Origin of the sequence: Actinomyces johnsonii (genome assembly GCF_006546835.1) — a bacterium.
GTDB classification, from domain to species: domain Bacteria; phylum Actinomycetota; class Actinomycetes; order Actinomycetales; family Actinomycetaceae; genus Actinomyces; species Actinomyces johnsonii.
The window spans coordinates 503,149-515,002 of sequence record NZ_VICB01000003.1; the positions used below are offsets into that span (position 1 = coordinate 503,149).

General features: G+C 70.4%; 8 protein-coding genes. 6 read left to right on the forward strand and 2 right to left on the reverse strand.

The features are described from left to right. Positions 1 to 20: 20 nt before the first annotated feature. Entirely contained in the window at positions 21 to 1,739 is a 1,719-nt protein-coding gene (locus FK256_RS02800; RefSeq protein ID WP_141423605.1) for an asparagine synthase-related protein, read from the reverse strand. A gap of 282 nt (positions 1,740 to 2,021) precedes the next feature. Between FK256_RS02800 and FK256_RS02805 the strand changes: the two genes are divergently transcribed. From FK256_RS02805 to FK256_RS02830, 6 genes are all read left to right on the forward strand, one after another. Further along, positions 2,022 to 3,158 carry a glycosyltransferase family protein gene (locus FK256_RS02805; protein ID WP_141423606.1) on the forward strand — a complete coding sequence of 379 codons (1,137 nt, stop codon included), beginning with the start codon at positions 2,022 to 2,024 and terminating at the stop codon, positions 3,156 to 3,158. Further along, entirely contained in the window at positions 3,155 to 4,390 is a 1,236-nt protein-coding gene (locus FK256_RS02810; protein WP_021605765.1) for a glycosyltransferase, read from the forward strand. The genes FK256_RS02805 and FK256_RS02810 overlap by 4 nt, the downstream gene beginning before the upstream one ends. Further along, positions 4,387 to 6,588 carry a DUF6541 family protein gene (locus tag FK256_RS02815; protein WP_021605766.1) on the forward strand — a complete coding sequence of 734 codons (2,202 nt, stop codon included), beginning with the start codon at positions 4,387 to 4,389 and terminating at the stop codon, positions 6,586 to 6,588. Before FK256_RS02810 ends, FK256_RS02815 begins: the two co-directional genes overlap by 4 nt. 104 nt (positions 6,589 to 6,692) lie before the next feature. Continuing rightward, positions 6,693 to 7,997 carry a nucleotide sugar dehydrogenase gene (locus tag FK256_RS02820; protein ID WP_009233985.1) on the forward strand — a complete coding sequence of 435 codons (1,305 nt, stop codon included), beginning with the start codon at positions 6,693 to 6,695 and terminating at the stop codon, positions 7,995 to 7,997. 22 nt (positions 7,998 to 8,019) lie between these two features. Further along, positions 8,020 to 10,125, forward strand: coding sequence for a DUF6541 family protein (locus FK256_RS02825; protein WP_244936108.1), 2,106 nt, complete (start codon positions 8,020 to 8,022; stop codon positions 10,123 to 10,125). A 101-nt stretch (positions 10,126 to 10,226) separates the two neighbouring features. After that, entirely contained in the window at positions 10,227 to 10,802 is a 576-nt protein-coding gene (locus FK256_RS02830; protein ID WP_141423607.1) for a hypothetical protein, read from the forward strand. Between the two features lie 52 nt (positions 10,803 to 10,854). On the opposite strand, the gene FK256_RS02835 is transcribed toward FK256_RS02830, so the two are convergent. Next, positions 10,855 to 11,854, reverse strand: a 1,000-nt coding sequence (locus FK256_RS02835; protein WP_211343509.1) for a C40 family peptidase, incomplete at its 5' end; no start/stop codon positions are given.

The window sequence follows — 11,854 nt, forward strand, 5'->3', positions numbered from 1 at the left end:
TCTATGAAGAAAACGTCGGTTCACTCCTCCGGGGCCATCGCCTCCAGCTCGGCGGGAGTGGCCAGGGGCAGGTCGGTGAACAGCCGGCACCGGCGGCACCAGGTGTCGTTCAGGAAGGCGCGCGTCCAGAAGCCCAGGAGCTTGCGCCCGCCCATGAGCTGGGCGGCGGCCACCGGCAGGGAGGCGTCGGTGATAAACGCCTCGAAGGCCATGGTCGAGTGCAGTGTCGCCCACGCCGAGAAGGTCCGCTCGGCCAGGCCCAGTAGGTGCAAGCGCGACAGTGCGGTCTTGAGCCGTGAGCGCGTCTCCTCGCTGACCTCGGTGGCGGCGAAGTAGGGCAGGTCCGCCTCGTCGGCGCGGTCGGCGGCGTCCGCCTCGGCCCCGGCGGCTAGTGCGGTCGCCCGGGCCCACAGGCGCCCGATGAAGACCGCGTAGAAGTCCCGCGTGGCCGTCAGCTCCACGGCGCCACGGTGCCAGGCGTCCCAGAACTCCACATCCAGCATGGGCAGTGCCCACTCCAGCCCCAGGTGCTCATAGGCGCGCATGGAGTTGTTGATGTACTTGGTTTGGCGCTCGCGGACGTTGTAGGACTCCAGGATGCTCTGCACGTCTCGCGGGCTGCCGGTGAAGGGCCGCAGAGCCAGGAAGGCGCGGACTTTGGCGGCCCGGTAGGGGTCGGCGTAGGCGCGCCGCTGGTCCCCCTGGAGCTCCTGGTGGTGGATGAGGATCGCCTTGGCCACCCGACCGCGGGTGACGTGCGGCTCCTCCAGGAGGTGCTCGTCGTGCATGTTGCCCACGATCGTGTGCCCTGGCAGGACGACGTCGCCCGGACGTACCACGCCTTGCTCCAGGAGGTTGCGCAGGGCGTACCAGTCCTGCACGTGCGGCAGCGCCCCCAGGGTGTAGCTGTACTCCAGAAAGTCGGCCGCTTCCTGTGTCTGCCAGGCCTCGCGCAGCTCGGCGGGGACGTAGTCGACGGCGTGCCACTCCAGGCCCACCGCCTCAGCCACCTTGCGCGAGACCTCGACCTCCCGGGTTCCGGGACGCCCATAGGTGAAGGCCACCGCCCTGTCCAGGGCGCCGTGAAGCGTCAGCCACGCCACCAGCAGCCGCGAGTCCAGCCCGCCCGACAGGGGCAGCACGAGTCGCGGCGAGCCCGGCCGGTCCGACAGGTCCTCCAGGACCCGGCCCATGCCGGCGTCGAGCGCCGCGAGCAGCAGGTCGGAGAACTCCTCGGGGTCGGTGACCATGTCGGACTCCTCGCAGAACCGCGCTAAGGCGTAGTCGACCGCGCGGACCCGGCCGGTGGCGCGGTCGATGCGCACGATCGCGCCCTGCTCGGTCTGGTGGACGCCGACCAGCAGCGTGTCGGTGCCGGAGACGAAACCGGCGTCCAGAAACTCCCGGCGAGCTCGCGGATCCAGCCGGGGGGCGCTCAGTGCCCCGCGCATCGCGGTGGCGTCATCGCTGACGATAAGCCGCCGGCCGCCGTCGGCCCTGTTCTCAAGGGCCCAGAACAGGGGCCAGGAGCGCAGCCGGTCCTGAGCCAGAACCACCTCATCGTCGCTGATCCGGATGGCGGTCAGACGCCCGGGGTGGGAGACGAGGACTTTCGGATCGGTCGGATCAGGGCAGGGTGTGTCGCAACGCACCCACAGGGACTCGGTGGTGTCGCCCGACGGCGCGGTCTGCTGCCACTGCGGACTCGTCAGCCGAAGCTCGACGTCGATAACACTCACCGTTGCCCTCAATCCCTTGAAATCCTCTGATCGGTCAGCGGCGCCGAGTAGCCTCGGCGGCCCGGTGTGCCTACGCCGTCTGCCGGCGCTCAGTGTGTCACAGTTGTGACACGTGACGCGGATGACGCCCAGCGGATTCCACTGGGCTTCAGCGTTGTCCGACAATAGAGAAGCGCCTCATCGGTTCTCGTGAGGCGTGAGATGATCGCTCAGCATCCTGCGGGTCGGAAGTCCTACCCACTGTGGGTCGCCGGGACCCATGCACAAGACGGAGGTGACGTCATGAGCGCAGACAAGCTCATGGTCTTCCACGCTCCTTTTCCGCTTCAGCCGGATCGGGTGGCCGCCTCCATGCTGCGTCCCCTGGCGATGCGGCGGGCCTTCGCGGACCTCGGCTACCGGGTCATGGATGTCACCGGCTACGCCGCGCAGCGACGTCGGGCGATGGCCCGGGTGCGAGCGGCAATCGCCGCAGGAGCCGGGATCGAGTTCGTCTACAGCGAGAACGCGACCATTCCCAACGCGCTGACCGAGCCACGTCACCTCCCCGTTCACCCCCTCCTCGACGCCGCCTTCTTCCACCACTGCCAGCGCTCCGGCGTGCCCGTAGGCGTCTTCTACCGCGACGTCTACTGGCGCTTCCCCCGTTTCCGCGAGGGCATCAATCCGATCCTGGAGGCCGGGCTCCAGGCCGCCTACCGCAGCGAGCTCATGGCCTTCGAGAGGGTGGGCCTCCACCTCTTCCTGCCCAGTCAGGCCATGGCTCGCCACATCCCCCACGTGGACCCGGCCCGCATGAGCCCTCTGCCGCCCGGGGCACCCGATGTCGAGCCCCGCGGCGCGTGCGGCCAGGACGATGATGGTGACGATGACGGTGGCCTCGAGCTGCTCTTCGTCGGCGTCCTGCAGGACAACTACCGGATGGACGCCTGCCTCCGGGCCGTGACCTCCACGCCCGGGACCCGCATCACCCTGTGCGTGCGCCAGGAGACCTGGGAGGCCAGCCGCGACCACTACGGCCCGCTCCTACCGGCGGGCAGGGCACAGGTCGTCCACCGCTCGGGGGCTGAGCTGGAGCCCCTGTACCGGCGGGCAGACCTCGGGGTCCTGTTCACCGAGCCCAACCCCTACTGGGATTTCGCCGTCCCCTACAAGCTCTACGAGTACCTGGCCCATGAGCTGCCCGTCATCGCCGTGCGCGGGACCCAGACCGGCCGACTCGTCGAGGAGATGGGGATCGGCTGGGTCCTGGATTACGACGCCGGCGCCCTGAGCGACCTGCTGCGCCGCCTGCGGCAGGCTCCTGGGGAGATCGAGGCGGTGCGCCGCCGTATGCGTCGGGTCCTGCCCGAACAGACCTGGCAGGCCCGGGCCCGCACTGTCGCCCACGTGCTGGGCGCAACAGAGAGGAAGCCATGACCCGGTTCCCACGAGGCGGGGCGCTACTGGCCACCCGCATCCACCTGCCTGAAGCCGCCGCCGCCTCCTTCCGCCTCGATGGCGTCGAACGCGCCCTGGCCCGTCACGGCGTACCGGTGCGGGCATTGACCACGACCGTGCCCGGGCGCGACGGGCAACCCGCCCCGCAGATCGACGACCCGCAGGGCGTGCGCGTCTCGCGCTGGCCGGCCCTGCGGGATGCCAGCGGATACCTGCGCGGATACCTGCCCTATCTCTCCTTCGACATGCCTCTGGCGCTGCGTCTGGGGCTGGCCTCCCGACCCGATATCGTCCTGGTCGAGCCACCGCCCACCACCGGCGTGGTGGCGCGCACCATCTGCGCCCTGCGCCGCCTGCCCTACGTCTGGTACGCCCCCGACGTGTGGTCCGACGCCGCCGCCTCCACCGGCGCCCCGGATGCGGTGGTGCGGGTGGTGCGGGCCGCCGAGTCCTACGCGATGCGCGGGGCGCGGTGCGTCATCGCCATCAACGAGGAGGTAGCCGAGCGGGCCCGCGCCCTGGGCGCCCGGAACGTGGTGGTGGTTCCCAACGGCATCGACACCGACGTCTTCGAGCCCACCGGTGAGCTCCCCTCCGACGAGGAGCGCGCCGAGCTGGGCATCACCGGCCCCTATCTCATCTACGCCGGCACAGCCTCGGAGTGGCAGGGAGCGGACATCTTCGCCTCCGCGCTGGAGCAGGTGAGGCGCACCCACCCCACCGCTCAGGTCCTCTACATCGGGCAGGGCTCGGACTGGCAGAAGATCGCCCGGGTCGCCTCCGCCCTGCCGCCCGGCCCCGACGGCGCCCCCGCCGTCGTCATGCACGGTCTCATGGACGCCTCCGACGCCGCCCGCTGGCAGCGGGGCGCCGCCGCCAGCCTCGTATCCATCCGCCCGGGGCAGGGCTATGACTTCGCCTACCCCACCAAGGTGCTGGCCGCCCTGGCCTGCGGCGTCCCGGTGGTCTACGCCGGGGTGGGACCCGTCGTCGAGGACCTGACAGCCCACGACCTGGGCTGGGTGGCCGACTACACCGAGGACGACGTCGCCCGGGCCATGACCCGGGCGCTCGACGAGGCCGACCAGACCGCCGCGCAGGACTCCTTTCGGGCCCACCGGCTGCACGCATGGGTGCGCAACCACCGCTCCCTGCGGGCCACCGGTGAGGCCGTGGCGCGACATCTGCGGACGGTGGTGCGCGGCGCATGACCTGGATCGTGGCCTGGATGTCGGCCCTGCCGTTGCTGGTTGCGTTGATCGTCGCGACCTTCGCACCCGGCTGGCTGCTCCTCGTCGCGGGCGGTGCACGGTTCCGGCTGGCGCGCATCGCCTGCGCCCCGGCGCTGACCTTTCTGCTCATGGGGCTCGGGGGAGTTCTCTTCCGCTTCCTGGGGGTGTGGTGGCACCTACCCACTATCATCACCTACCTGCTCCTGTGCGCCGCGGCCGTCGCGGTGGGGCGCTGGCTATGGGTCAGGCGCAAGGGGCAGGTGCTGACGCTGCGCACCTGGTTCGCCCCCGAACTTGCCCCGCACGGGCTGCCGGCTCCCACCCCGTACTCCAGCGCGATGGGGGCCCCAGGTGAGCCGGAGATGCCCGACACCCGCTCCATCCTCGGCTCCCAGCGACTGATGTGGTCCGCCATTGCGGTCACCTGGATCGTGATGATCCTGCCGATCCTGCCCGGATCGGGACCCAGTATCCCGATTCAGTCCGCCGACTCCCTCTACCACTACAACCAGGCCTGGCTCATCGAGCACACGGGCAACGCATCGATGCTCGACGGCAACGCGGGCATGTTCGGGATGGACGGTCATCACTCCTTCTACCCGATGGTGTGGCACGAGATCGTCACCCTCGCCTCGGTCGGTTGGTACCAGGTGGTCCCGGCCACCAACACCCTGCTGCTCGTGGTGCCCCTCGTGTGGCTCATCGGCATGGCCTACCTGGCCCGGGTTATCCTCCCGGAGATCCGAGGCTCGGTGTACCTCGTCCTGGGGGCCGGCGCACTCACCCCGATCTTCCCCATCCGGCTGTTGACCGACACGGCCGTGTGGCCCTATGCGCTGGCTTTGGCGGCGTGCCCTGCCGCCGTCGCCTGGGCGGTCGCCGCCTGGCGCCGTGCCGCCTGGCTCATCACCGTGGGACGCCGACGCCGTACCCTCATCGTGGTGGCGGCACCGGTTGCCGCGGTCATGGGGTCGGTCGTCACGCATCCGGCAACCGCGATCATCATCGGCTGGCCTCTGGCGGCAGTGGCCTGGATGGGGATCGTCCTGGCGGGGATCCGGGGGGTGCGCCAGCACGATCGCGCCGCCCGGCGACGCGGCATCATCCTGCTGGGCGTCGCCGTCGCCGTCGTTCTCGCCGTCGCCGTCTTCGTCATGGCTCCCGGACCGCAGCAGGCGCACTTCGGCAGACGACCCGACCGCAGCTGGGAGCCGCTGTTTGCCAAGCTGGTCATCCCGTTCCTGCTCTACTACGGCGGGGGCGGCTGGGAGATCCGCGCCGCCTACATCATCATGGCCTGCCTGAGCGTGCTCGGCGCGGTTCTGGCCTACTGGCGCAGGCACCACCGGGGCATCGTCGTGGCCTGGGTCGCCTGCATGCTGCTCATCCTGGCGGCGCTGGCCCCGGTCCCCGTCCTGTCGGCCATGACCGGCGTGTTCTACAACAACCCGCACCGGATCAAGGCCATGACGGTGGTTCCCGCGCTTCTCCTCGTCGCGCTCGGGCTGGATGCGCTGACCGGCTGGTTCCTGGCATGGCGGCGCCGGCGGGCCGGCACCGAGCAGGGCGAAGGTGCGAATGCCGCAGATGCTGCGCTGCGCAGGCCCGAGAATCCGGAGGGACGGGCGTCGGTCGCCCGGATCATCATGAGCAGCCCCGTCGTGGTCGGAGCGCTCGTCCTCATCCTGGGGGTCGCCAGCAGCATGACCGCCGTCAGAGCGGACGTGAGGGGAGCCTTCTCCCCGAAGCACGGCCAGTCCCGCCTGGTGGCCTCACCCGACGAGCTGGCCATGATCAAGCGCCTGAGCACAGAGCTCCCCCCGGACGCCTACGTCCTGGGCGACCCCGTGGCGGGTACCGCCATGCTCCCCTTCCTGGCCGGGGGCAGCCCGGTGTGGATGTTCGCGGGGCAGGCGGACAGCGACGCCGACGGCCTCTACCTGCGCACCCACTTCCGCGACATCCACTTCGACCCGAAGGTGTGCGAGATCGTGCGCCGCCATCGCATCACCCACTTCTATAGCGACCAGCCGCAGCGCTTCAACGGCGTAGCCAACGAGAAGCTGCGTCCGGGCCTCTACGACGTCGACGTCTCCAGCGGATTCACCCTCGTCGACCAAGGCGGATCCGCGGCCGTCTACCGCATCGACCTGTGCTGGCTCTCCAGCGGGCAGTAGCGGGGCGAATAAGGCCGAGTGCCCGGCCTCAGGCCGGACGGACAACAAGAACGAACGAGTATGGTGGACCCGCTACGCCACCAGCCACGGAAGGACCAACCCGCATGCGCATCGCCGTCGTCGCCCTGGGCAAGATCGGACTGCCCCTGGCTGTCCAGTACGCAGACAAGGGCCACGAGGTCATCGGAGTCGACGTCAACCCCGCCGTCGTCGAAGCCGTCAACGCCGGTAGCGAGCCCTTCCCCGGGGAGGCCCACCTGGCCGACAAGCTCGCGGCGCTCAGCCCCGCCACCGGCAACGGCGCCCTGCGCGCCACCACCGACTACGCCGAGGCCATCCCCGACGCCGACGCGATCGTGCTCGTCGTGCCGCTGTTCGTCGATGACGCCACGTGGGCGCCGGATTTCGCTTGGATGGACGACGCCACCCGCTCCCTGGCCTCCCACCTGACCCCGAGCACCCTCATCTCCTACGAGACCACCCTGCCCGTGGGCACCCTGCGTGGCCGCTTCAAGCCCATGATCGAGGAGATCAGTGGCTTGAGGGAGGGAACTGACTTCCACCTCGTCTTCAGTCCCGAGCGGGTCCTCACCGGCCGCGTCTTCGCCGACCTGCGCCGTTACCCCAAGCTCGTGGGCGGCCTGGATGAGGCCGGAACCCGAGCCGGCATCGCCTTCTACGAGGCCGTCCTCGACTTCGACGAGCGCGACGACCTACCCCGCCCCAACGGCGTGTGGGACATGGGCACCGCCGAGGCCGCCGAGATGGCCAAGCTCGCTGAGACCACCTACCGCGACGTCAACATCGGCCTGGCCAACCAGTTCGCCGTATACGCCGACAAGGCCGGTTTCGACATCGAACGCGTCATCGAGGCCTGCAACTCCCAGCCCTACTCCCACATCCACCGCCCCGGCATCGCGGTGGGCGGGCACTGCATCCCGGTCTATCCGCGCCTGTACCTGTCCACCGACCCCGACGCCTCGGTGGTGCGCACCGCCCGCACCTTCAACGCCACCATGCCCGCCTACGTGGTCGGCCGGGCCACCGAGCTCCTCGGCTCCCTAGAGGGCCTGCGCGTCGTCGTGCTGGGCGCCTCCTACCGCGGCAAGGTCAAGGAGACCGCCTTCTCCGGCGTCTTCCCCACCGTCGAGGCGCTGCGCGAGGCCGGCGCCGAGGTCCTCGTCCACGACCCCATGTACACCGATGAGGAGCTGTCCGGCTTCGGCTGGACCCCCTACCACCTGGGGGAGCGGGTCGACGTCGCCATCGTCCAGGCCGACCACCCCGAGTACCACGAGCTCGCCCCCGCCGATCTGCCCGGGCTGCGACTCCTCCTGGACGGGCGCCGCGCCACCGACGCCGGCAAGTGGACCGGTGTGCCCCGTCTGACCATCGGCGGAGGCAAGTGACCTGGGCGGCACCCTGAGTGCGGTGGTCGGCTCGATCTCGGCCATGAGCCCGGCCGACGACGGCTCCTGGTGGACCGCATGGCCCACCGTGATCGTCGCCGTCGTCCTGGTGCTCCTTCCCGGATGGCTGCTGGCGCGCGCATGGGGCGTCCGCGGGGTCGCCGCCCCGGCGGCGGCCCCTGCGCTCCTCCTGGGCGTCGTCGGCCCGGCGACGGTGATTGGCGGGGCACTGGGCATCCGCTGGGACGTGACGCATCTGCTCGTCGGCCCCGGGATGTGGCTGTGGGCCGCCGCGGCGGCCCTCGGACTCGTCCTCACCCACCCGTGGCGTCGGCGCTCGACCGACGGAATCAGGGCGGACGCCGCTGGCCCCGTTCTGGCGCCGCCCGCCTTGGGGACCCGCAACGCGCTCCTGCTCGCCGGGGCGGTTGTGCTCTCCGGTGTCATGACGGCCTGGCCCGCCCTCATCGGCACCCGGGGCCCGCAGTCACCGCCCCAGGCCTCCGACGCCGTCTTCCACCTCTCCGCCGTCGCCTTCGTGCGTCGGGAGGGCAACGTCTCGCCGATGGGTGGATTGGCCTCCATGTACGACGGAGCCGTCACCTACTACCCGACCGGCTGGCACGCCCTGGCAGCACTCCTGCCAGGGGATGTCGTCGTCGGGGCCAATGTCCTCGTCCTGGTCTCGGTCGGCCTCATCTGGCCCCTGGGGATGGCTGGACTGCTGCGGGAGGTGCTCGGCCGGATCCGCCCGGCTGCGACCGCCACCGACGGCGCGGTCCTCGCCGCGGGTACGGCGCTGTCGGGATCCGTGGTGAGTCTGCTCCTGTTGCTGACGAGCACCTGGCCCTACGCCCTGAGCCTGGCCGTCCTGCCCGCGGCGCTGGCCCTGATAGTCAGAGGGTGCGCTCCCGGCAGCGCGGGGCCCGTGGCACGGGCGAGTGCGCTAGGTGCGGCGGCGCTGGCCTGCGTCGGCGTCGTGACGGCTCACGGCGCCGGACTGTTCAACCTCGCGGTCCTCGGCGGCCCGGTGGTGATGGCCACCATGGCGCCGGGGCTCGAACGACTGTGGCGCCGCGGTGGAGCCCGACGCGGCGCCCTGCTGGGGGCCACAGCCGTCGGACTGCTCCTCGTCGCCGCGGGAGCCTGGGCGATGCGCTCATCCCTGGCCTCGGTCCTGTCCTATCCGCGTCCCGGCGGCAACCTGCCCGAGACGATCTGGGCGGTTCTCACCGACCATCCTCTGCTGGCCACCTTCACACCCTGGTACCTGGGCAACGCCATGATGACCGTACTCGCCCTGCTGGGGGCGGTCTCGGCCTGGCGCACACCGGGGCTGCGCCGCTGGTGCACGGCGACCGGTCTGTCCGTCGTCCTCATCCTGCTGGCGGCCGGCCCGCACTGGCCGCCGCGGATCCTGGCCGGCCCTTGGTACACCCAACGGGCCCGCATCATGCCGCTGGTGACGATCGGGCTACTCGTCCTGGCGACCCTGGGCATTGCCGAGGCGCAGCGTCGCTGGGGGAGCGGCACCGAAGAACCCACCGGTTCCCAGGCTGCCGCCCCATCGCCTCGGCGTCGGTTCGCGGTCGCGGCCCTGAGCCGGAACGTGCCCGCCTGCTTGCTCATCGCCTCCCTCGTCCTGGCCCCGGCGTGGCGCTGGAGCCTCAAGACGGAGATTCTCCAGGCGATCCACGACCCGGAGAGAATCGCCTACGGGACCATGCTCAGCGACGACGAGCTCGCGCTCATCCGCCGGGCCCCCTCCACCCTGCCCGAGGGCGCCGTCGTCCTGGGCAATCCCTCCAACGGGAGCGCCTACCTGTGGAGCGTCGCCGGGGTGCGGGTCGTCTACCCCTCGAGGCCCGAACCACCCGGGGGAGACCTCCTCTGGCTGGGACGCCACCTCGACGAGATCGGCACGAACCCACGGGTGTGCGGCATTCTCGCCCAGCGCGGCGCGCGCTACTACTACACCGACGACACGGTCGCCGACGGCGCCACCGGCGGGGGACGCGAACCCCTATGGGGTCAGGCCCTCGACCGGCTGCCCCGCCAGTACCTCGAGGCGGTCGACCGGACCCCTGACGGCGCTGTCACCCTGTGGCGCATCACCGCCTGCGACTGATTCGACTGACGGAACCCGGCCCCCGCACTCAGGTCTCGACGTGCTGGACCGCCGACGACGGCTCGGCCGGGGAAGTCGGCTCGGTCGGCTAATCTTGTGACATGGATCCCCACCGCGCCTTCCGCGCCTGCCTTGTCACATCCCTCGCCCTAACCGCGGCCGTCTCACTGGCGGCCTGCGCATCGTCGACCTCGAAGGCTTCGACCACGGCCTCCACCCCCGTGCAGACCGCGCCCGTTGGCCCGCCGGCCACGACGGCACCCAACACCCAGTGCGGAGCCATGGACGCGATCCTCGTCGAAGCCCTGGATCAGACTCCCGAGGGGCAGGCCTACACCGGCCTGCCCGAGGGATCGAGCAGCGAGGACACCCAGTCCGCGTGGAACGCGTTCACCCAGGTCCTGGAGACCAACTACCACGCCCGGTTGCAGACAGCCGCCGGTGGGGACGCCACCGCGACCAGCGCCGTGACCGCTTTGACCACCTACACCGCCACGACCAGCCGATTCGCCGACGGGCAGATCCCGGAGTTCAAAGACGAGGCCCAGGCAGAGAAGGACATCAAGGAGGGGCGTACCCCCGAGCCCAACCCCGAGTACCAGAAGAGCATGGAGGCGCGCACCAACGCACACGTGGAGCTGAGCACCTGCATGCCCCACTGGCCCGTCACCTTCTGACGGCCCCGTTGCCGGCGCCCCAGGGCGCCGGCCTGAGTGGGACCCCGGCCGATCACGGGAAGGGGCGCACCACGTCGGAGGTGATGTTGTTCCAGCCGTAGGAGACGGTGATGTGGTCGACTCGCGCCGGCCGCCCCATCCAGTCGGTGTGGATCACCTGGTCGCCTCCCAGATAGATGGCCACGTGCGTGACCACGCCGCCGGAGGTGTAGAAGATGAGGTCACCGCGCTGTCGTTGGTTGAACGGCACGTGCATCATCTGCGGGTGGCGGTAGAGCTCCTGGGAGGTGCGGTAGTCGGGCCAGCCGTGCTTGATCACGTTGATCGGCTGCGGGTCGAGCCCCGCCTTGTACAGGGACTGGAGCACCAGTCCCGAGCAGTCGAAGCCCAGGCCGTAAGGGCCGGCCCCGCCCCAGGTGTAGCTGGAGCCGATCTGGTTCCAGGCGTAGCCGATCATCGTCTCGATGCGTTCACCGCGGGTGGCGCTCAGGGACGTGGGGACCTCCTGGTGCTGGTCCACCCACCAGGAGAAGCCCGTGTTGAGCGCGTTCCAGGTCGACTCGTCCACCACCCCGGTCTGGGGCAGACCCGTCCGGCGCTGGAAGTTGCGCACCGCCGAGACGAAGGAGGAGTCGACGCTGGCCAGCTTCGTGGAGTGCCACAGACCCAGGCGCTGCTGGACGATGCGCACTTTGATGCCGTTCATTCCCCAGGTCAGCGTGTTGGTTGACCATCCCAGGGGCGTGATCGAGGAGACCGGCTGCAGGTAGCCCGACGGCGCCTGGTAACCGATCCAGGCCCCTGACGAGGTGAAGGACTGCGAGTTGCCGTTGATGGTGCGCGTCCCGGTCACCATAGCCCCGGTGCTCGGGTCCAGGTAGTACCAGGTGGCCCCGTCCTTGAGCCAGTCCGTGGCCATCGCCCCGCTGGTCGGGTCGAGATAGAACCAGCTGCTGCCCACCCGGAGCCAGCCGGTGGCCATGGCGCCCGAGCTCTGCAGGTAGAACCAGTGACCGCCCGTGGACAGCCAGCCGGTGGTCATGATGCCGGTG